The sequence below is a fragment of the Sulfitobacter sp. R86518 genome (genome assembly GCF_042466275.1).
Lineage (GTDB): Bacteria > Pseudomonadota > Alphaproteobacteria > Rhodobacterales > Rhodobacteraceae > Sulfitobacter > Sulfitobacter pontiacus.
Map to the genome: position 1 here is coordinate 2952274 of NZ_JAXHCA010000005.1, position 20800 is coordinate 2973073.

Sequence of the window (20800 nt, forward strand, 5' to 3'; positions counted from 1 at the left end):
GGGGAAAACCATGTTTCTGGGGCTTGATCTTGGCACCTCTGGGCTGAAGGCCCTGCTGGTGGACGACGCCGAAAACATCATCGCGGAAAGCGTGGCACCCTTGCAGGTGTCGCGCCCCCACGATGGCTGGGTCGAACAGGACCCGCGCGATTGGTTCACCGCCTGCGCCGATGCGATTGCAGGGCTGGGGGTTGATCTGGCCGCTGTGCAGGGCATCGGGCTTAGCGGGCATATGCATGGCGCGACCCTGCTGGATGGTGCGGGCACGCCGCTGCGCCCCTGTATGCTGTGGAACGACACCCGCGCCGCAGCTCAAGCCGCCGCGATGGATGCTGACCCCCTCTGGCGTGCGGTCACGGGCAACATCGTGTTCCCCGGTTTCACCGCGCCCAAAGTGGAATGGGTGCGCGACCATGAGCCCGATATATTCGCGCGGATCGCCAAGGTGCTGCTGCCCAAGGACGCGCTGCGCTTCTGGCTGACCGGCGACGCCGTTTCAGAGATGTCGGATGCCGCAGGCACAAGCTGGCTGGATACCGGCGCGCGCGACTGGTCCGACGCTTTGCTGGAACGATCTGGCCTGACGCGGGCGCAGATGCCATCACTGGTCGAAGGATCGCAGGTGTCAGGGCACCTAAGCGGCTCTATCGCTGCGCAACTGGACCTACCTGCGGGGATCCCCGTTGCGGGGGGCGGCGGCGATAATGCCGCCTCGGCCATCGGGATGGGTGTGGTGAAACCGGGTCAGGCGTTCGTCTCGCTTGGCACCTCGGGCGTGCTGTTTGCCGCGACGCCGGGCTATGCCGCGGCACCTGAAAGCGCGCTGCACAGCTTTTGCCACGCGTTGCCGGACCTGTGGCACCAAATGGGGGTGATCCTGTCGGCCACGGATTCGCTGAATTGGCTGGCTGGTGTTTTGAACGAGGACGCGCAAACGCTCACCTCTGATCTGAGCGCGCTACAGGCCCCCGGCCGCACGATCTTTATGCCCTATCTGGGGGGCGAGCGGACGCCCCATAACGACGCCAATATCCGGGGTGGTTTCCTGCATCTGGCCCATAACACCGACCGCGCCGCCATGACCCGTGCGGTGCTGGAAGGGGTCACCCACGCCCTACGCGACAGTTTCGACGCGATGCGGCACACCGGCACCCACATCGACAGCCTGATCGCCGTCGGCGGCGGGTCTAAATCCGACTACTGGCTGTCGGCCATTGCAACGTCGCTGAACATGCCGATCCAGCTGCCCGCCGCGGGTGACTTTGGCGGTGCCCTTGGGGCTGCGCGCTTGGGCCGTATGGCCGCCACTGGTGCCGGGGCCGAGATCGCCGTGCCGCCCCCCATTTCCCGCGTGATAGAGCCTGTTCCGGCCCTGGTAGATGCCTTTTCAGAGGCCCACGCCCGATATTCAGACACGTATAGCGCCGTAAAACATTTGCGCTAAGACAAGAAGGACCATCCCCATGACCAGCTTTTTCGACGGCATCCCGACGATCTCTTACGACCCGCAAGCGGACCATGATTTCGCCTATCGCAGCTATAATCCCGACGAGATGCTGATGGGCAAGACGATGGCAGAGCATCTGCGCTTTGCCGTCGCCTACTGGCACAGTTTCGCATGGGAAGGCGGCGACCCTTTTGGCGGCCAGACCTTCCTGCGCCCGTGGTTTGACACCACGATGGACGCCGCCCGCGCCAAGGCGGACACCGCGTTTGATATGTTCAAGATCCTCGGACAGCCGTATTTCTGCTTCCACGACGCTGATGTCCGGCCCGAGGGCGATACCTTTGCCGAAAGCACCGCGCGGCTGCACGAGATCACCGATTACTTTGGCGAAAAGATGGAGCAGACGGGCACCAAGCTGCTGTGGGGCACGGCCAACCTGTTTTCCAACCGCCGCTATATGTCCGGCGCTGCCACCAACCCCGACCCCGATATTTTTGCCTATGCCGCCGCGACGGTGAAGGAATGTATCGACGTCACCCACAAGCTGGGCGGCGAGAATTATGTGCTGTGGGGCGGGCGCGAAGGCTATGAAACGCTGCTGAACACCGACCTGAAACGCGAACGCGAACAGGCGGGGCGTTTCTTGCAGATGTCCGTCGAATACGCCCGCAAGATCGGCTTTAAAGGTGCCATCCTGATCGAGCCTAAACCGCAGGAACCGACCAAACACCAGTATGATTACGACGTTGCCACCGTCTATGGTTTCCTCAAGGATTACGGGCTTGAGAACGAGGTGAAGGTGAACATCGAACAGGGTCACGCCATCCTTGCCGGGCATTCGTTTGAACACGAATTGGCCATGGCCTCGGCGCTTGGGATTTTCGGGTCGATCGACATGAACCGCAACGATTACCAGTCAGGCTGGGACACCGACCAGTTCCCCAATTCCGTCCCCGAAGTCGCGCTGGCCTATTACGAAGTGCTGAAAGCGGGCGGTTTCACCACCGGCGGCACCAACTTTGACGCCAAACTGCGCCGCCAGTCGCTGGACGCCGAGGATCTGATCCTTGCCCATGTCGGTGCGATGGATGTCTGTGCCAAAGGCCTGAAAGCCGCCGCCGCGATGCTGGAGGATGGCAAGCTCGAAGCGGCGCGTGACGCGCGCTATGCCGGTTGGGCCTCTGAACGCGGCCAAGGCCTGCTGAACAGCGATCTGGAGACGATCAACGCGCAGGTCAAAGCCGATGCGCTGAACCCGCAGCCCGCCTCGGGGCGTCAGGAAGCGCTGGAAAATCTGGTTAACCGCTATCTTTAAGCTGTTACATGGCGCTGTTAGGGGTCTAGGCTGACCGATAAGGGGGCCCGAGATGTTCAAACGCTACGCCATTTACTATACGCCGCCGCCGGGGGATTTCGCCCGGCGGGGCGCGGCTTGGTTGGGCTGGGATGTGCAGGCGGGCAAAGCTGTGGCACATCCCGATATCGCAGGGCTTGATATTGCCAAGCTGACCCAAAGACCACGCAAATACGGGCTACACGGGACGGTCAAGGCGCCGTTCTTTCTGGCCGACGCCACCAGCGCGGCACAGCTGACCGAAGGCCTCGCCGCCTTTTGCAAGGGGCAAGCGCCGGTGCAGTTGGATGGGCTGGCGCTGTCGCAGATCGGGCGGTTTCTGGCGCTGGTGCCGCAGGGCGACACGACCGCGCTTGGCAGTCTTGCGGCCTCGGCCAATGTGGTGCTGGACGCGTTCCGCGCGCCGCTGTCGGATGCGGAGTTCACGCGCAAGAACGCCCCCTATCTGACCGATCAGCAGCGGATCTACCTCAAAACCTACGGATACCCCCATATTATGGAGTATTTCCGCTTTCACATCACCCTCACCGGGCCGCTTGCGCCCGATCAGATCGACCCCGTAAAGACGGCTCTGCACCGCTATTTAGGGTCCTATACCCCTGCCCCCTTCACCATCGATAGTCTGACGCTTTGTGGCGAGGATGCGCAGGGACGTTTTCACGAGGTCGAACGCTTCGCGTTTGGCAGCTGACCCACGAAAAACGCCGCCCTGCATTCCTGCAAGGCGGCGTTTTGTCAGACGGTATGAACCGGCTTAGTAGCGGTAGTGTTCCGGCTTGAACGGGCCTTCGGGTGTGACGCCGATATAAGCGGCTTGTTCGCTGCTCAGCTGGGTCAGTTTCACGCCGATACGATCAAGGTGCAAACGGGCGACTTTCTCGTCCAGATGCTTGGGCAGGATATAGACCTTGTTCTCGTATTTGCCGGTGTTTTCCCACAGTTCGATCTGCGCCAACACCTGGTTGGTGAAAGACGCGGACATGACGAAGGACGGGTGACCGGTGGCGTTGCCAAGGTTCAGCAGACGACCTTCGGACAGCAGGATCAGACGGTTGCCCGAAGGCATCTCGATCATGTCGACCTGTTCCTTGATGTTGGTCCACTTGTGGTTCTTCAGCGCGGCAACCTGGATTTCATTGTCAAAGTGGCCGATGTTGCCAACAATCGCCATGTCCTTCATCTCGCGCATATGCTCGATGCGGATCACGTCCTTGTTGCCGGTGGTGGTGATGAAGATGTCGGCACTGTCCAGCACGTCTTCCAGCAAGACAACCTCGAACCCGTCCATTGCGGCTTGCAGCGCGCAGATCGGGTCGGCTTCGGTCACTTTCACGCGGGCACCGGCACCGGCCAGCGATGCGGCAGAGCCTTTTCCAACGTCGCCATAGCCACAGACGACAGCGACCTTACCGGCCATCATCACATCTGTCGCGCGGCGGATACCGTCGACCAGTGATTCACGGCAGCCGTATTTATTGTCGAACTTGGATTTTGTGACGCTGTCGTTGACGTTGATCGCGGGGAAGGGCAGCTGGCCTTGCTTCACCAGATCATACAGACGGTGGACGCCAGTGGTGGTTTCCTCGGACACGCCCTTGATCTGGTCGCGCATCTTGGTGAACCAGCCGGGGGATTGTTCCATCCGCTTTTGGATCTGCGCCTTGATCGCGACTTCTTCTTCCGACGACGGCACGGGGATCACGTCTTCGCCAGCTTCGGCACGGGCGCCCAGCAGGATGTACAGGGTCGCATCGCCGCCATCATCAAGGATCAGGTTCGGGCCGTCGGGGAACTGGAAGGATTTGTCCAGATAATCCCAATGCTCTTCCAGCGATTGCCCCTTGATCGCGAAAACAGGCGTGCCGCCTTCGGCAATCGCCGCCGCCGCGTGATCCTGGGTAGAGAAGATGTTGCACGACGCCCAACGGACATCGGCCCCCAATGCGACAAGCGTTTCGATCAGAACAGCGGTCTGGATCGTCATATGCAGAGAGCCGACGATGCGCGAACCGGACAGCGGTTTGCTGTCGCCGTATTCCGCGCGCAAGGCCATCAGGCCGGGCATTTCGGTTTCTGCGATATCAAGTTCCTTGCGGCCATAGGTGGCAAGGCTAATGTCTTTAACGATGTAATCGTTGGCCATCGGGGCATCCCTTTTCAAAAGATCGGCTATGTATCGTATATTTGAAAAGGGCCGTAGCACTTTGATGCGGTGATCTCAACGGTGGCGGTCAAGCGTCACACGAAACGGTTACTCTGCCGAGGCGACGATCATCTCGTCCGTGGTCATCCCCGCCATCCAGTTTGCGCCCTGCGCGGTGACGCAGGCCATCCCGTTCGACAGGGTTTTTACAGCAGACCATGTGCCCGTGTCATCCGAGGCCCAGATTTGGACCGCGCCGTCGTCCTGTCCTTCAACCGGTGTTTCGCCGTACCAATCCACCAGCGACGCCTTCAGCTCTTGCGCGGGCATGCAGACATCGCTTGCCATTGCGGGTGCGGCCACGGTCCCGAGGCCAAGTGCGAGTGTGAGAGCAGAAATAACAGGTTTCATGATCGTCTCCTTCGTGGGAAGAACACGGCGAAACCCGCAAATGTTCCACGTGTCAAAGGCAGAGCAATAGAATGGCGCAGCAATCCCGTGCATGGCAACGTATGTTATCCGGCCGCAGGCTTGACCTGCTGGACCCGACGCCGGTCGATATAGAGATCGAGGATATCGCCCACGGGCTGGCCTTTGTCGCGCGGTGGAACGGGCAAACGCGGGGTGATTTTGCCTATTCCGTGGCCGAACATTCGCTGCTGGTCGAGACGATTTATGGCCGGATGAACCCCAAGGCCCCGCCGAAGTGGCGGTTGGCCGCGCTGCTGCACGATGCGCCGGAATATGTGATCGGCGATATGATCTCTCCGGTGAAGGCGGCGGTCGGGCCGGAATATGGCGCGCTGGATGACCGGTTGATGTCCGCGATCCATATCCGCTTTGGCCTGCCTGCGGCGCTGCCGAAATCGGTCAAGCAGCAGATCAAGCGCGCCGATAAGGTCAGCGCCTGGATGGAGGCGACGCAGATCGCCGGTTTCTCGGAGGCAGAGGCGTCCAAGTTCTTTGGCCGGCCCAACCCCGATCTGATGGAGGGGCTGTCGATTGTGCTGCGCCCGCCGGTGGACACGCGCAATGACTTCACCGCGCGGCATCTGGATTTGCTGGGCGCGCTGTGATGGTCAAGGTCCGCCCGCCAATCGCGCTGGATGCCGGCAATATGGCGCAACTGCTGAACGAGATCATCACCATCGGGGGCACCACTGCGATGACCCGCCCTGTCACCGGCAAGGATCTGACCGAATGGATGGCCAGCAACGCCGATCAAAGCGCGTGGCATGTGGCGCTGGACGATCAGGAGAACGTCGTGGGGTTCCAGTGGATCAGCCCGCACCCCGATCTGCCGCCCGAGGCCTGCGACATCGCGAGCTTTGTGCAGGTTGGTCGTACCGGTCTGGGCATCGGGTCGGCGCTGTTTGATGCCACCGCGCAGGCAGCGGCACGGCTGGGGTATGTCTGGATCAACGCCACGATCCGCGCCGACAACCACGGCGGGCTGACCTATTACCAAAGTCGCGGGTTTCGCGACTGGCACTATGACGAAGGGGTCTCGCTTGCCTCGGGTCAGGTCGTGGACAAGATCAGCAAACGCTACGACGTGTAGCGCGTTACTGCGGGGACCGTTTTGCCAGGATGCGCTGCAAGGTCCGGCGGTGCATGTTCAGCCGCCGCGCCGTTTCGGACACGTTTCTATCGCACAGCTCGTAGACACGCTGGATATGTTCCCACCGCACACGATCCGCGCTCATGGGGTTTTCCGGTGGCGGCGGCATGTCATCGCCCGTGGCCAGCAGAGCGTTCACGATGTCATTGGCATCAGCGGGTTTTGACAGATAATCCGTCGCACCGATCTTGACCGCGGCGACGGCGGTGGCGATGGCACCGTAGCCGGTCAGCACCACAACCCGCGCATCGGGGCGTTTGTCGCGCAGCACCTCGACCACATCCAGCCCGTTGCCGTCCTGCAACCGCAGATCGACCACCGCATAGGCCGCGGGCCGCGCGGTCGCGATGGCCACACCGGCGGCGACGGAACCGGCGGTTTCTACGTCAAAGCCGCGCTTCTCCATCGCCTTGGCAAGGCGTCGCAGAAACGGTTCGTCATCATCCACCAGAAGGAGGGACCGATCCTCGCCGAGATCAAGCGCATTTTCCTGAACCATATCATGCTCCGCTGGTTGAATGTTGTACCGGGACTTTATCCAGATATGTGGCTGTGGCCTAGCTTGGTCAAACTTTTACTGATGTTCCACAAAGCAGGCGACCTTGTCGGCCAGCTGCTCTGGCGGGACATCGCGGCGGAAGAAATCGACGAAACCTTCGCCCGGCATCACCAGATAGCTAAAGGTAGAATGGTCCACGAGGTAGTCTTCGCCTTCATCCTCATGCGCCTTGTAATAGGTGCGATAGGCATCGCTTGCCGCTTTGACCTGTGCGGGCGATCCGGTCAGACCGATCATCTTGGGGTGCATGTTGGCGGCGAAATCTCCAACAACTTCAGGGGTATCGCGGGCAGGATCGACGGAAATGAACACCGGCGTCACGGACATACCACGCGCCTCCAGCTCATCCACGGCGCGGGCGTTCCGGTCCACATCCAGCGGGCAGACGTCCGGGCAGAAGGTATAGCCAAAGTAAACGAGGCTGGGCTCGGTGATCACATCCGCGTCCGTCACGGTCTGGCCTTGGGCATTCACCAGTTCGAACGGCCCGCCCAATTCGGCACCACCGGCCACGGCAGAGTTCTTGCACTGCGCGTATTTGTCGCTGTCGCCATCGGTCCGGTATACCAGCATCAGGGACACCGCCAGAAACGCCAGCACGACCAACACCGCGCCAATTGCCAACACTCTTCTCATATTCATTCTCCTGCGCGGTTAGGCGCTCTTGATCCCGGTCGGACACAGACCTACGCTTTCCCTTTATCAACGTAACCGACATTTTGAAAAGGTGCGCCGATGACGCAGGCCGCTAACATTCCCGTGGGTAGAGGCCTGGGCAAGGGCGCGCGTGCCAACTGGATCCGCCTGCGCACAATGATCGTGCTGCGGTGGGTGGCGATTGCGGGGCAACTGACGGCGATCACCGTCGCGCAACGCATCTTTGGCCTGCAGCTGGAACTGGGGTTGTGCTATTTCGCGATTGGCGTGTCGGTGATCGGCAATCTGATCGCCATTCTGGTGTTTCCCGAAAACAAGCGTCTGTCTGAATATGAAAACCTGCTGATGGTGCTGTTCGATCTGGTGCAGCTAGCCTTTCTGCTGTTCCTGACGGGCGGGCTGCATAATCCGTTTTCGCTGCTGTTGCTGGGGCCGGTGACTATCTCTGCCACGGCGCTGAGCCTGCGGTCGACCATCGTGCTTTGTGGCACAGCCATTGGGCTGGCGACGGGGCTGGCGCTGTTTCACCTGCCGTTGATCACACAAGATGGGGGCGTGCTTGAGCTGCCGGGCATCTTTATCTTCGGCATCTGGATCGCGCTGGTGATCGCGATTGTGTTCTCTACCGCCTATTCCCGCCGCGTCACCACCGAGATCCATTCGATGGCCGACGCCTTGGCCGCCACCCAGATGGCGCTGGCGCGCGAACAGAAGCTGACCGACCTTGGCGGCGTGGTGGCCGCTGCCGCACATGAACTGGGCACGCCCCTTGCCACGATCAAACTGGCCAGCAGCGAGCTGTGGAATGAACTGCAAGACCAGCCCGATCTGGCCGAAGATGCCGCGCTGATCCGCGATCAGGCCGACCGGTGCCGCGATATTCTGCGCGACATGGGGCGGGCGGGCAAAGACGATCTGCATCTGCGCCAAGCCCCCTTGATGACGGTGCTTGAAGAAGCCGCCGAACCGCACCGGATGCGCGGCAAGAGTTTTACCTTTACCCTCGGGCCAGATGCAGGGGACGCCGCCGACCAGCCCGCGATCCTGCGCCGGCCAGAGGTTATCCACGGCCTGCGCAACCTGATGCAGAACGCGGTGGATTTCGCCGCCACAACAGTCTGGGTAGAGGCGAACTGGTCTGACACGGTGATCTCGGTCCGGATATTTGACGATGGTACGGGCTTTCCGCCGCATATCCTTGGCCGCATCGGTGACCCCTTCATGCGGCGGCGCCCTTCGGACCGCAGCAACGCGCGGCGCCCCGAATACGAAGGCATGGGGCTGGGGCTGTTTATCGCCAAGACCTTGCTTGAACGCTCGGGTGCGGAGCTTCGTTTTGCCAATGGGCCGGACAGCGCACCCAAGACGGACACCCCCGTCGGTGCGGTGGTCAAGGTCACATGGCCCCGCGAAAAGCTGGACGCGCATCACGGCGAAACGCCCCTGCCCACCGGAGAGAACACACGCTTCACGTGATCCCTGCGGCAGCGGCGTGGGGGGCACCAAAGACGATCTCGGCGATTTTCCGCGGTAGGTCACACGGCCATTCACACGGCGGTTAATAAACTGTTAACTATTTGGGCGCTTAACTGAGTGGAACCCTAAAGAATTGAGTCCCGCCGTGGCTTCCACCTTCGACATTGCGCTCGTGATCTTTGCCATTCTTTCGAGTGGCTATATCGCCTATCTATGGCTCGATAACGCAGAGACCGCCGACAAGGCCGATCCGCGGGGGGAGCCCGAGCTGTCCTATCTTTTTGACCACGGGGTGTTGCAGCACGCCTCTGGCACGACAGCGCAGTTTTGCCCGCTAGAGGCGGGGTTTCACGAATGGTCCGACTTGCATCACAACGTGTCAGGTCGCTTTGCGATGTTCCCCGACAAACCCCCTTCGACGCCCGAAGGCCAGTTGATCGTCCCGGCCACCGACCCCAAGATTCACACGCTGATCCGCATCACTTGGGAAAAACACCTGTGCCGCGTGGTGGTGCTGGACCCCAATGATATGGGTGTCGATCTGCGGTCAGAGGCGGAGGTCACGCTGACGCGGCTACGCTCTACCGTGTCGGTGCCGCTTTGGCATACGGACCATGCAAACCGACTGCTTTGGTACAACGATGCCTATCACGAGTTGTTTAACGCCTGTCACCCCGGTCAGGCGATTGAAACCCAGCGGCTGTTTCCCAGCGATTTCAGCAACGCGACCCACCGTCTTTCCTTGCGCGACCGGACCACGGGGGTGAAAGACTGGTACGCGGTCACCCACAGCCAATCGCGTAGCATCAACTGTTATCAGGCGACCTGCATCACCACATTGGTCCGCGCCGAAGAGGCGCAGCGCAATTTCGTGCAAACGTTGACCAAGACCTTTGCCCAGCTGTCCATCGGGCTCGCGATATTTGACCGCAAAAGCCAGTTGGTGCTGTTTAACCCGGCGTTAATCGACCTGACCGGATTGGGGGCGCAGTTCCTGAGCGCCCGCCCCGCGATCCAGACCTTCTTCGACAAGCTGCGCGAGGCGCGCAAAATTCCCGAGCCCAAGGATTATGCCACCTGGCGCACCACCGTGTCCGAGCTGATCAGCGCCGCCCATGATGGCCGCTATGAAGAGATATGGTCGCTTGAGTCAGGGCAGACTTTTCGGGTCAAGGGTCGGCCGCACCCCGACGGGGCCACGGCCTTTCTGATAGAGGATATCAGCGCCCAGGTCAGCCTGACCCGCACCTTCAGGGCAGAGCTGGAACAGGGGCAGGCGATGCTTGATACGCTGGACGATGCCATCGTCGTCTTTTCGTCGTCGGGTATTCTGACCTTCTCTAACACCGCGTATAATGACCTTTGGGGTGTCGATCCCGACATGACCTTTGCCGATATCTCTATCCACGACGCCATACAGGGCTGGCACCGCCGGTCCGCCCCCAATCTGCTGTGGCAGGAGATAGAGGATTTCGTGACCAACCGCGAAGATCGCATGAAGTGGAGCATGCCGCTGTATCTTGCCAATGGGACAGAGCTGACCTGCCTGTTTTCCCCCATCGTGGACGGGGCCACGCTGATCCGGTTTCACCAGCCGAAAAAGCCGGTGGCAGAGATTGAAAACCCCGAAGCCGAGAAACCGCCGCAAGACGCCTGACGCCCCGGTTTCGCCTTGCGGCGCACCACCGCGCCCAAGTAACCTTGGCGCATGGCATCACACGCACTTGATCTTACGCTGCATGACGCAGACCAAACCGCCCGATTGGCCGTGACCCTTGGGCGCGCGCTCACTGCCGGCGACATTGTTTTACTGACCGGCGACGTTGGCGCGGGCAAGACGCATTTCGCGCGGGCGCTGATCCAGTCGCTGCTGGCGGTGCCCGAAGACGTGCCCTCGCCCACCTTCACGCTGGTGCAGACCTATGACGCCCCCGCCGCCGCGATCTGGCATGCGGATCTGTATCGTCTGACCTTCTGTCTACGAGATCGAAGAACTGGGACTGACCGATGCGTTCAGCGATGCCATCTGCCTTGTGGAATGGCCCGACAGGCTGGGCGATCTGCGCCCCGAAGACGCGCTTGATCTGACGTTGACGGTCACCGGCGACGACACACGGCGGCTCTCTGCCACGTGGAACGACGATAAATGGCCCGAAAAGCTGGGGGCCTGGCGCAAATGAACGACCGTATGACTGCTATGGACCGCTTTCTTGCCGATGCGGGGTGGGCACAGGCGCGGCGCGATCTGCTGGCCGGGGACGCATCGAACCGCCGCTATGACCGTCTGATCCTTGATGATGGCCGCACCGCCGTGCTGATGGACGCCCCCGCCGACAAGGGCGAAGACGTGCGCCCCTTTGTCCGCATCGCCGATTGGCTGCGCGCCCAAGGGGCCAGCGCGCCCGAGATTTACGCGCAAGACGCAGGCAACGGCTTTCTGCTGATCGAGGATCTGGGCGATGACCTGTTTGCGCGGCTGATGGTCCAATCGCCCGCGATGACGCGGCAGCTTTATACCGCCGCGACGGACTGTCTGCTGGACCTGCACAAGGCCCCGCCCCCCGATTTGCCGCTCTGCGATGCCGATTGGCTGACAGAGGCGGCGCAGATGGTGTTTGACTGGTACGCCCCCGACAGCGGCGCCGCGGCGGAGTTTAATACCCTCTTCACCCCGCTGGCCCGTGCGCTGGACAATAGCCCCCGTGTGATCATCCTGCGCGATTACCACGCTGAAAACCTGTTGTGGCGGCCCGAGCGGACGGGCTCTGCCCGCGTGGGGCTGCTGGATTTCCAAGACGCGCTGCAGGGTCACCCCGCCTATGATCTGGTGTCGATCCTGCAAGATGCGCGGCGCGATGTGACCCCGCAGATCGAGGCGGCGATGATCGCCCATTACATCCAGCACAGCGGTCAGGATGATGCCGCCTTCCGCAGCGCCTATGCCTTGCTTGGCCTGCAACGTAACCTGCGGATCTTGGGGATCTTTGCACGGCTTTGCCTGCGTGACGGCAAGGCGCATTACGTCGATTTCATCCCCCGTGTTTGGGGCTATGTGCAGCGTAACCTTGATGACCCGGCGCTTGCACCCTTGGCCAAAGTGCTGCGTCCCGCCCTCCCCGCGCCGACCCCCGATTTTCTGAAGGATTTGAAAGCCAGATGCGCCACGCCCCAGATGCCGTGATGATGTTTGCCGCCGGCTTCGGCACGCGGATGCAACATCTGACCAAAGACCAGCCCAAGCCGATGATCCCAGTCGCGGGCAAGCCGTTGATCGACCACGCGCTTGATCTGGCGCGCGGTGTCGCGCCGCGGCGGATCGTTGTGAACCTGCACTATAAGCCCGACGCGCTGCTGGATCATCTGGCAGGGCGCGACGTGCAGACGATTGTGGAACAGCCCGATATTCTGGAAACCGGCGGCGGGCTGCGCAATGCGCTGCCGCTTTTGGGCGACGGACCGGTCTTTACCATGAACACCGATGCGATCTGGGCGGGGCCCAACCCGCTGTCCTTGCTGGCGGACGCATGGGACCCCAACAGGATGGATGCGCTGCTGATGGGCGTGCCGGTGGCGCAGGCCGTGGGGCATGGGGGCGACGGAGACTTTACGATGGGCACCGACGGCGCATTGAAACGCGGGCCGGGGGTTGTCTATGGCGGGGTGCAAATCATCAAAACCGACTTGTTAGAGACGATTTCAGAGCGTGCATTCTCGCTCAACCTCTTGTGGGATGTGATGCTGGACCGCGGGCGGATGTACGGGCTGTCCTATCCCGGCGGCTGGTGCGATGTCGGCCACCCCGGCGGGATCACCCTTGCCGAAGACATGCTGGACGCCGCCGATGTTTGAACCGCAGGACGCACCGCGCGTTTTTGGGCTGGCCCCGGGCGTCGACTTCCCCAAGGAACTGGTGCGGGGTTTGCTTGCACGGCTGGAAGGGCAACCCGCCCATGCCATCGGGCGGATCGATCTGGTGGTGAACACCCGCCGGATGCAACGGCGTTTGCGTGATATCTTTGACGCGGGCCCGCCCAGCCTACTGCCGCGCATCCATCTGATCGACAACCTTGATACCCTTGGCAGCGGCCTTGACCTGCCGCGCCCCGGTCCGGCTCTACGCCGCCGGTTAGAGTTGATTACGCTGGTGTCAAAGCTGCTGGATCAAGCGCCTGAACTAGCCCCGCGCGCGTCGCTTTATGACCTGTCGGACAGTCTGGCGCAGTTGATCGACGAAATGCAGGGCGAAGGCGTACCGGTCGAGGCCGTGACCGAGCTGGATGTCAGTGACCAATCGGGCCATTGGGAACGCGCGAAACAGTTCCTCGCCATCGCGCACCAGTATCTGGGGGAAAGCGTCACCCGCCCCGATCCGCGTGCGCGGCAACGTCAGGTCGCTCAGCGCCTGATCGCAGAGTGGGAGCAGAACCCGCCCCAACATCCGGTGATCGTCGCGGGCTCTACCGGATCGCGGGGCACCTCTGCCCTGCTGATGGAGGCGGTGGCAAAGCTGCCACAAGGCGCGCTTGTGCTTCCCGGTTTCTGTTTCGACATGCCGCAAGCGGTCTGGACCGATCTGGGCGAGGATCAGGAAAAGATATCGCAGGATCATCCGCAATACCGGTTCCGCGACCTGCTGCGCCAGCTCGAGATGTCGCGCAGCAAGATCGAGGCCTGGACCGACACACCGCCGCCCTCTGCCGCGCGCAATGCGTTGGTGTCGCTGTCCCTGCGCCCTGCCCCTGTGACCCACGTCTGGCTGACCGAAGGGCCGAAACTGCCCGATCTGCATCAGGCCACCGAAGGGTTAACCCTGATACAGGCCCCCACCCCGCGTGCCGAAGCGCTCGCGATTGCGCTGCGCCTGCGCCAAGCAGTCGAGGACGGTAAAACCGCCGCGCTGATCACCCCGGACCGGATGCTATCGCGTCAGGTGACCTCGGCGCTGGACCGGTGGAACATCCTGCCCGACGACAGCGCGGGCCTGCCGCTGCATCTGTCGCCTCCGGGTCGGTTCTTGCGCCACGTGGGCGATCTGTTCCTGCGCAAGCTGGATTCCGAAGCCTTGCTAACCCTGCTGAAACACCCGCTGACCCACAGCGGCGGCGATCGCAATTTTCACCAGCTCAACACCCAACGGCTGGAACTGCAACTGCGCCGCGACGGGCTGCCCTACCCTGATGCGGAAGGTGTGTTGAAACTGGCGCGCAAGACGGTATCGCGGTCGAAAGACCCCGCGCAGATGGATGTCTGGGCCGATTGGGTCGGCACCCATCTGACCGATTGCGAACTCACCGGCGACCGGCCGCTAGAGGAATGGGTCGCCCTGCATATGGCGCTGGCCGATGCCATCGCCGACGGTGCCACGCCAAGCCAGCCCAACGGGTTGTGGCAGCATCACGCGGGCGAAGAGGCGGCGAAGGTGATGAACGACCTTGCCGAAAACGCGCCCTATGGGGGCGAGATGTCGGCGGCGGATTACACCGATCTGGTGGGTGCCCTGCTGCAACAGGGCGAAATCCGCGACCGCGACGCGCCGCATCCCAACGTCATGATCTGGGGCACGCTCGAGGCCCGCGTGCAGGGCGCCGATCTGGTGATCCTTGGCGGGCTGAACGACAGCACATGGCCCGAAGCCCCGCCGCCCGACCCTTGGCTGAACCGCCAGATGCGCCTGAAAGCCGGTTTGCTGCTGCCCGAACGGCGGATCGGCCTGTCGGCCCATGACTATCAACAATCCATCGCCGCGCCCGAGGTCTGTTTGACCCGCGCGATCCGGTCGGACGAGGCTGAGACCGTGCCTTCGCGTTGGCTCAACCGTTTGGGCAACCTGCTGAACGGTTTGCCCGCGCAGGGCGGAGATGCGGCGTGGACGGCGATGATCAAACGCGGCGACCACTGGCTGGATCAGGCCCGCGCGCTGGAAACCGTGACCCGTGTGCCCCCCGCGCCGCGCCCGTCGCCGCGCCCGCCCCGTGCCGCACGCCCCCACGCGCTGTCGGTAACAGAGATCAAGCGCCTGATCCGCGACCCCTATGCGATCTACGCAAAACACAGCCTGAAGCTGCGTGCGCTGAACCCGCTGGTGCAATCGCCAGACGCGCCTGTGCGCGGCATCATCGTGCACGAGATCATGGAACGGTTCATCAAATCGGTGACAGCGGAGCCTGCGCTTTTGACGAAAAGCCACTTGTTAGAGACTGCCCGCACCGTGTTAGAGGCCGAAGCCCCCTGGCCCGCCGCGCGCGTCATGTGGCTGGCCAAGATCGAACGGATTGCCGATTGGTTCATCGAAAACGAATTGCAGCGACAAAGCTATTCCACCCCCGCCGCTTTTGAAAAAGCCGCCAAGGGCAGTCACGAGTTCCCCGATCTGGGCTTTACCCTTATGGGCTTTGCTGACCGGATCGACCGGACGGAAGATGGCGATATTCTGATCTATGACTACAAGACCGGCACGCCGCCCAGTGTGGCCGAGCAGAAAGCCTTTGATAAGCAGTTGCTGCTCGAAGCCGCGATGGTCGAGGAAGGCGGTTTCAAGGAAATCGGCCCCGCCCCCGTTGCCCAAGCCGCCTATATCGGGCTTGGCAGCAAACCGGTGGAACGCCCAGCGCCGCTTGAGGATGAACCCCCGCACGAGGTTCTGGCCAAGCTGCACGCGCTGATCACCAGCTACCTGTCGGATGAACAGGGGTTTACCGCGCGCCGTATGGTAAAAACCACCGATTTCGCGGGCGATTATGACCAGTTGGCCCGGTTTGGCGAATGGGATGCCACGACCGAACCCACGCCGGAGGATCTGACATGACCGCCCCCTTTGACGACGCCACCCGCGCCCAGATCGACGCGGCGCGGCCCGATGCCTCTACGTGGTTGGGGGCGAATGCGGGGTCGGGTAAGACCCGCGTGCTGACCGACCGCGTGGCGCGGCTGTTGCTGAACGGGGTCGAACCGCAGCATATCCTGTGCCTGACCTACACCAAGGCCGCCGCGTCAGAGATGCAGAACCGGCTGTTCAAACGGCTCGGTGCCTGGGCCATGCTGACCGACGCCGATCTGCGTCATTCGCTGTCGGAGCTGGGGGTCGAGGATGGCTTCACCCCCGAAAATCTGCGCATGGCCCGCACCCTGTTTGCCCGCGCCATCGAAACCCCCGGCGGGCTGAAAATCCAGACGATCCATTCGTTCTGTGCGTCTCTATTACGGCGCTTTCCACTAGAAGCAGGGGTCAGCCCGCAGTTCACCGAGATCGAAGACCGCGCCGCCGATCTGCTGCGGGCAGAGATCGTGGACACCATGGCCGAGGGGCAGGATGCCGCGCTGATCACCACGCTGGCGCGGATGTACACAGGCGAGGATTTCAGCAAGCTCACCCGCAGTATCGTCGGGCAGCGCGAAGGCTTTGCCACGGTGCTGTCATGGGAAGATGTGCTGGCGCTGTTCGATCAGCCCGCCGACCTGACCGAGGACAAGATCACAACTTCGGTGTTTCTGGGATCAGAGGCGATGATCCTTGAACAGATGATCCCGCCGATGCGGGCCAAGGGCGGGCTGGACGGCAAAGCGGCGGAAAAGCTGGCGACGATCCAGACAATGGATATCTCTGCCCTGCCCGTTCTGGAAGACGTGATGCTGACCGGTGCGGGTGCCAAGGAACCCTTTACCGCCAAGGTCGGCAGCCTGCCCACGAAACCGACGCAAAAGCTGCTGTTTGATCTGATGCCGCAGGTCGATGACCTGATGCGGCGGGTCGAAGATGCCCGTGACGCGCGGTTGGCGCTGCGGGCGGCGCAAAAGACCCATGTGCTGCATCAATTCGCGCATCGTTTCCTTGAAATCTATGCCCACGAGAAACAGAAACGCGGCTGGCTCGACTTTGATGATCTGATCCTCAAGGCGCGGGCGCTGCTGACCAACCCTGCGGTCGCGGCTTGGGTGCTTTATCGGATCGACGGTGGCATTGATCATATTCTGGTGGACGAAGCGCAGGATACCAGCCCGCGCCAATGGGATGTGATCGAACGGCTGGCGGATGAATTCTACAGCGGCGACGGCGCCCGAGAAGAGGAAGACCGCACGCTGTTTGTCGTGGGCGATAAAAAACAGTCGATCTATTCCTTTCAGGGGGCCGACCCGCGCGAGTTTGATCACAAACAGGATCTGTTCGAACAGAAAATCACCCAAGCGGGTCAGATCTTTCAACGGCGCAGCCTTGAATATTCGTTCCGATCGTCCTCGGCGATCCTGCAACTGGTGGATACAACGCTCGCCCCGCATACGGATGCAGGGTTTCAGGCCGATGCGGCGCATAAGGCGTTCAAATCCGCCCTGCCCGGCCGTGTTGATCTTTGGCCCGTGGTCGAGAAAACCGATGAACCCGATGACCGTGAATGGTCCGATCCTGTCGATCAGAAGTCGGCCCATCACCATACGGTCGTTCTGGCCGACCAGGTCGCGTCGCAGATCAAGGAGCTGACCGAGGGCGAACATTATCTTCCCGTCGATACCGATACCCCCGGTGCCTTTGCGCGGCGGCGTATTCGGGCGGGTGACTTTTTGATCCTTGTGCAGCGGCGCAGTGATCTGTTCTCGGAAATCATCCGCGCGTGCAAAACCGCCGGTGTGCCGATTGCGGGCGCGGACCGGCTCAAGGTCGGGGCCGAACTGGCGGTCAAGGATCTGGCGGCGCTGCTGAGCTTTCTTGCCACGCCCGAAGACAGCCTGTCGCTTGCGACGGCGCTGAAATCGCCTCTGTTCGGGTGGACAGAGCAGATGTTGTTCACCCTGTCCCACTACCGCAAGGAAGATCACCTGTGGCAGGCCTTGCGCAGCAGCGATGCCTACCCCGAAACCGTTGCCATCTTGCGAGATTTGCGGGCGCAGGTCGATTTCCTGCGGCCCTATGACCTGATCGAACGTATCCTGACCCGCCATGACGGGCGCCGTAAGCTGCTGGCGCGGCTGGGGTCAGAAGCAGAGGACGGGATCAACGCCATGCTCTCGCAGGCGCTATCGTATGAACGCGGCGCGATCCCCAGCCTCACGGGGTTTCTGGTGTGGATGCAGACCGACGACCTTGAGATCAAGCGCCAGATCGACAATGCCTCGGATCAGGTGCGGGTGATGACCGTGCACGGGGCCAAGGGGCTAGAGGCGCCGATTGTGATCCTGCCGGACACGGGCAAACGCCCTTTGGTGATCCGGGACGAGATCATCAAGATCGGTGACACGCCTGTGTGGAAACTGTCCGAAGGGGATATGCCCGCTGCCATGCGCGGCGCGCTGGACGACCGCAAGGCGCGCGAGATGGCCGAACGGCTGCGGCTGCTCTATGTGGCGATGACGCGGGCCGAAAAATGGCTGATCGTGGCCGCGGCGGGGGAGCTGCCCAAGGATGGCAACAGCTGGTATCAGATGGTCGGTGCCGCGATGGGTCAGGCCGGTGCCAAGCCGGTCGGCAGCTCGGGCGGGATGCGGTTTGAACATGGCGAATGGGATGCGCTGCCGGTGATCGACTCCGCCCCTAAAACCCACACCACGCCAGTGTTAGAGCCTGCTTTTAACACGCCCCTTACCGTTATCCCACTACGTGCCAAAACGCTTGCCCCCTCTGATCTGGGCGGCGCCAAGGCCCTGCCCGGCGATGATGGCCAATCGGAAGATGCGGCGAAATCCTACGGCAATCTGGTGCATAAGATGCTGGAAACCCTGCCCATGATGCACAGCGACCGCTGGAACGGTGTGCTGCAAACGCTGGCGCAGGGCTATGATGAAACCGTCGCCCAAGCCGCCTTGAGAGAGGCGATCGCGGTCTTGGATACGCCCGAACTGGCGCATGTCTTTGGCAAGGACGCCTTGGCAGAGGTGCCGATCACCGCGCCCTTGGGCACCGAACGGCTGCACGGGACAATCGACCGGCTGCTGGTGTCGGATACGGATGTATTGCTGGTGGATTACAAAACCAACCGCGTGGTACCCGATACGCCTGATCGCTGCCCCGAAGGGCTGTTGCGCCAGATGGGGGCCTATGCCGCCGCGCTGGCGCAGGTGTTTCCCGATCACCGCATCCGCACCGCTATTTTATGGACCCGTACCGCCACGCTGATGGAACTGCCCGACGCGCTGATCACAAACGCCCTATCGCGGGTGCGCGATCTTGACGGGACGCATGGGGCTACATAGGTTCCCACTCTAACCAACCCCGTGCAGGAGCAGCAACATGGCAACCGTCGCAGTCACAGACGCAACATTCGACGCAGAAGTTAAGAATTCCGATATCCCCGTTGTGGTGGATTTCTGGGCTGAGTGGTGCGGCCCCTGTAAGCAGATCGGCCCCGCGCTCGAGGAACTTTCCTCCGAGATGGACGGCAAGGTAAAGATCGTCAAAGTCAACGTTGACGAGAACCCGAACAGCCCCGCCCAGATGGGTGTCCGTGGCATCCCTGCCCTGTTCATCTTCAAGAACGGCGAAGTCGTATCGAACCTGGCGGGCGCCCGCCCCAAGGCCGCGCTGCAAGGCTGGATCGAAGAGTCGATCTAAGCTGCCGCACCCGCAGTAAGCACATTCAATGGCGCGTCAGGCAAAGGCTTGGCGCGCTATTTTTTTGATCCGCTCGAACCGCATGACATTGGCGATAGATCCATGTTCTTGAATCCGGTTCCAGTCGGTCAGGATCTGCACCCGCGTCAGGAAGTGCACCGTGGGATCATCGGGCGGCACCAGCGTGTACCCTTCAAAGAACGCGCCCCAGGCGGCGGGAGGAACGCTATGGCCTTTGGGCAAGGCGTCAAGGTCGCCGACCATCTGGGTATAGCTTTGCAGCAGCCGCGCGATGTCATAGCCCACGGGCGACGGTGTGGTCGCTGAAAAATCGAACGCTGCCGTCTCGTCGGGCGCCATCACCAGATTATACCCGTTCAGGTCGCCATGTTTCGCCGCGATCTGGCCCGCGTGCCCTTGGGCCTGCGGCGCGTAGTCCGCGATACTTCCCACATAGGCTGCAAAACGTTGCTTGCCGTTGATCCGGCGCGCACCGCTTTCAACACGCGCCACCAGACGGTGCAGGTGATTGACCATGAACCGCGGCTGAAACGGATGGGTGCCTTGCAAAGTGGCCCCGTGAAACGCCGCCAGCCAGCCGCCCGCCCGTCGCAACAAGGGGGCGTGATCCTCTGTCTGGCGGCACAGGTCCAGAAACGTATCGCCCTTGGCAAAGCGCATAAGATAGGCCTGCTGGCCCGGGTCCGCCGCAAGGATCTGTGGCACGCTAAAGCCGGGCACGCCGTCGAGCGCGTCACAGGCTGCCTGATGGGCCGCAAGCATCGCGGTGAACCTGTCGGTATCCCACGGGCGGGCCACGTGTTTGAGCACGACAGAGGCCCCGTCACGCCCGTCATAGCGCTGCACGATCTGGCGCTGGTTGCTGTCATCCTTGATCCACTCGGCCCCGCAGGTACAGGTTTCGGGCGCAATCCCCGCCTTGGCCGCCAATCCCTCAAATATCTGAAATCCCTTGGTTTTCAGGTCGTCTACCGGGGGCATTCAA

General features: G+C 61.9%; 17 protein-coding genes and 1 pseudogene. 13 read left to right on the forward strand and 5 right to left on the reverse strand.

The features are described 5' to 3' along the window. Positions 1–10 precede the first annotated feature (10 nt). The 3 genes from xylB to SJY36_RS15495 are packed head-to-tail and all read left to right on the forward strand — an operon-like array spanning position 11 to position 3492. Positions 11–1444 (forward strand): xylulokinase, encoded by a 1434-nt coding sequence (xylB, locus tag SJY36_RS15485; RefSeq protein ID WP_386176287.1) that lies wholly within the window; start codon positions 11–13, stop codon positions 1442–1444. Positions 1445–1463: 19 nt separating this feature from the next. After that, positions 1464–2762: a xylose isomerase gene (xylA, locus tag SJY36_RS15490; protein ID WP_386176289.1), complete on the forward strand. Its 1299-nt coding sequence runs from the start codon at positions 1464–1466 to the stop codon at positions 2760–2762. 52 nt (positions 2763–2814) lie between these two features. Next, a complete protein-coding gene (locus tag SJY36_RS15495; protein WP_386176291.1) occupies positions 2815–3492 on the forward strand; it encodes a DUF1045 domain-containing protein in 678 nt (225 codons plus the stop codon). Positions 3493–3555: 63 nt separating this feature from the next. Here the strand turns inward: SJY36_RS15495 and ahcY are convergent, their stop codons facing one another. After that, a complete protein-coding gene (gene ahcY, locus SJY36_RS15500; RefSeq protein WP_386176293.1) occupies positions 3556–4944 on the reverse strand; it encodes an adenosylhomocysteinase in 1389 nt (462 codons plus the stop codon). 108 nt (positions 4945–5052) lie between these two features. Continuing rightward, the gene (locus tag SJY36_RS15505) at positions 5053–5355 is read right to left on the reverse strand and encodes a hypothetical protein (RefSeq protein ID WP_005850714.1); all 303 of its coding nucleotides are present in this window, start codon (positions 5353–5355) and stop codon (positions 5053–5055) included. A gap of 71 nt (positions 5356–5426) precedes the next feature. Between SJY36_RS15505 and SJY36_RS15510 the strand changes: the two genes are divergently transcribed. Together SJY36_RS15510 and SJY36_RS15515 are read left to right on the forward strand one after the other, a co-directional pair. Further along, complete coding sequence (locus SJY36_RS15510; RefSeq protein WP_037965663.1) at positions 5427–6020, forward strand: HD domain-containing protein; 594 nt, start codon at positions 5427–5429, stop codon at positions 6018–6020. Further along, positions 6020–6505 (forward strand): GNAT family N-acetyltransferase, encoded by a 486-nt coding sequence (locus SJY36_RS15515; RefSeq protein ID WP_037942458.1) that lies wholly within the window; start codon positions 6020–6022, stop codon positions 6503–6505. Before SJY36_RS15510 ends, SJY36_RS15515 begins: the two co-directional genes overlap by 1 nt. A gap of 4 nt (positions 6506–6509) precedes the next feature. Here the strand turns inward: SJY36_RS15515 and SJY36_RS15520 are convergent, their stop codons facing one another. After that, positions 6510–7064 (reverse strand): ActR/PrrA/RegA family redox response regulator transcription factor, encoded by a 555-nt coding sequence (locus tag SJY36_RS15520; RefSeq protein WP_037942457.1) that lies wholly within the window; start codon positions 7062–7064, stop codon positions 6510–6512. 75 nt (positions 7065–7139) lie between these two features. Beyond that, positions 7140–7760, reverse strand: coding sequence for an SCO family protein (locus SJY36_RS15525; protein ID WP_181358622.1), 621 nt, complete (start codon positions 7758–7760; stop codon positions 7140–7142). A 99-nt stretch (positions 7761–7859) separates the two neighbouring features. On the opposite strand from SJY36_RS15525, the gene regB reads away from it, so the two are divergent. From regB to trxA, 8 genes and pseudogenes are all read left to right on the forward strand, one after another. Next, complete coding sequence (gene regB, locus SJY36_RS15530) at positions 7860–9257, forward strand: sensor histidine kinase RegB (protein ID WP_037942455.1); 1398 nt, start codon at positions 7860–7862, stop codon at positions 9255–9257. Between the two features lie 145 nt (positions 9258–9402). After that, positions 9403–10914, forward strand: coding sequence for a PAS-domain containing protein (locus SJY36_RS15535; RefSeq protein WP_180828492.1), 1512 nt, complete (start codon positions 9403–9405; stop codon positions 10912–10914). A gap of 51 nt (positions 10915–10965) precedes the next feature. Next, positions 10966–11437, forward strand: a pseudogene (gene tsaE / locus SJY36_RS15540) (tRNA (adenosine(37)-N6)-threonylcarbamoyltransferase complex ATPase subunit type 1 TsaE). Between the two features lie 17 nt (positions 11438–11454). Continuing rightward, the gene (locus SJY36_RS15545; RefSeq protein WP_386176298.1) at positions 11455–12438 is read left to right on the forward strand and encodes an aminoglycoside phosphotransferase family protein; all 984 of its coding nucleotides are present in this window, start codon (positions 11455–11457) and stop codon (positions 12436–12438) included. Next, on the forward strand, positions 12414–13106 hold the full coding sequence (locus SJY36_RS15550; RefSeq protein WP_386176300.1) for a nucleotidyltransferase family protein: 693 nt from the start codon (positions 12414–12416) through the stop codon (positions 13104–13106). The genes SJY36_RS15545 and SJY36_RS15550 overlap by 25 nt, the downstream gene beginning before the upstream one ends. Further along, positions 13099–16062: a double-strand break repair protein AddB gene (gene addB / locus SJY36_RS15555; protein ID WP_386176302.1), complete on the forward strand. Its 2964-nt coding sequence runs from the start codon at positions 13099–13101 to the stop codon at positions 16060–16062. Before SJY36_RS15550 ends, addB begins: the two co-directional genes overlap by 8 nt. Beyond that, the gene (gene addA / locus SJY36_RS15560) at positions 16059–19436 is read left to right on the forward strand and encodes a double-strand break repair helicase AddA (RefSeq protein ID WP_386176304.1); all 3378 of its coding nucleotides are present in this window, start codon (positions 16059–16061) and stop codon (positions 19434–19436) included. The genes addB and addA overlap by 4 nt, the downstream gene beginning before the upstream one ends. A 37-nt stretch (positions 19437–19473) precedes the next feature. Further along, complete coding sequence (gene trxA / locus SJY36_RS15565; protein WP_005850739.1) at positions 19474–19794, forward strand: thioredoxin; 321 nt, start codon at positions 19474–19476, stop codon at positions 19792–19794. 36 nt (positions 19795–19830) lie between these two features. On the opposite strand, the gene SJY36_RS15570 is transcribed toward trxA, so the two are convergent. Further along, positions 19831–20796 (reverse strand): phosphotransferase family protein, encoded by a 966-nt coding sequence (locus tag SJY36_RS15570; protein WP_386176306.1) that lies wholly within the window; start codon positions 20794–20796, stop codon positions 19831–19833. Between the last annotated feature and the right edge of the window lie 4 nt (positions 20797–20800).

Coding starts and splice junctions, on each gene's coding strand:
- xylA (WP_386176289.1), top strand. CDS start 1,464: ATGACCAGCTTTTTCGACGGCATCCCGACGATCTCTTACGACCCGCAA.
- addB (WP_386176302.1), top strand. CDS start 13,099: ATGTTTGAACCGCAGGACGCACCGCGCGTTTTTGGGCTGGCCCCGGGC.
- SJY36_RS15525 (WP_181358622.1), bottom strand. CDS start 7,760: ATGAGAAGAGTGTTGGCAATTGGCGCGGTGTTGGTCGTGCTGGCGTTT.
- SJY36_RS15570 (WP_386176306.1), bottom strand. CDS start 20,796: ATGCCCCCGGTAGACGACCTGAAAACCAAGGGATTTCAGATATTTGAG.
- addA (WP_386176304.1), top strand. CDS start 16,059: ATGACCGCCCCCTTTGACGACGCCACCCGCGCCCAGATCGACGCGGCG.
- SJY36_RS15550 (WP_386176300.1), top strand. CDS start 12,414: ATGCGCCACGCCCCAGATGCCGTGATGATGTTTGCCGCCGGCTTCGGC.
- SJY36_RS15505 (WP_005850714.1), bottom strand. CDS start 5,355: ATGAAACCTGTTATTTCTGCTCTCACACTCGCACTTGGCCTCGGGACC.
- xylB (WP_386176287.1), top strand. CDS start 11: ATGTTTCTGGGGCTTGATCTTGGCACCTCTGGGCTGAAGGCCCTGCTG.
- SJY36_RS15515 (WP_037942458.1), top strand. CDS start 6,020: ATGGTCAAGGTCCGCCCGCCAATCGCGCTGGATGCCGGCAATATGGCG.
- ahcY (WP_386176293.1), bottom strand. CDS start 4,944: ATGGCCAACGATTACATCGTTAAAGACATTAGCCTTGCCACCTATGGC.
- SJY36_RS15495 (WP_386176291.1), top strand. CDS start 2,815: ATGTTCAAACGCTACGCCATTTACTATACGCCGCCGCCGGGGGATTTC.
- trxA (WP_005850739.1), top strand. CDS start 19,474: ATGGCAACCGTCGCAGTCACAGACGCAACATTCGACGCAGAAGTTAAG.
- regB (WP_037942455.1), top strand. CDS start 7,860: ATGACGCAGGCCGCTAACATTCCCGTGGGTAGAGGCCTGGGCAAGGGC.
- SJY36_RS15510 (WP_037965663.1), top strand. CDS start 5,427: ATGGCGCAGCAATCCCGTGCATGGCAACGTATGTTATCCGGCCGCAGG.
- SJY36_RS15545 (WP_386176298.1), top strand. CDS start 11,455: ATGGACCGCTTTCTTGCCGATGCGGGGTGGGCACAGGCGCGGCGCGAT.
- SJY36_RS15520 (WP_037942457.1), bottom strand. CDS start 7,064: ATGGTTCAGGAAAATGCGCTTGATCTCGGCGAGGATCGGTCCCTCCTT.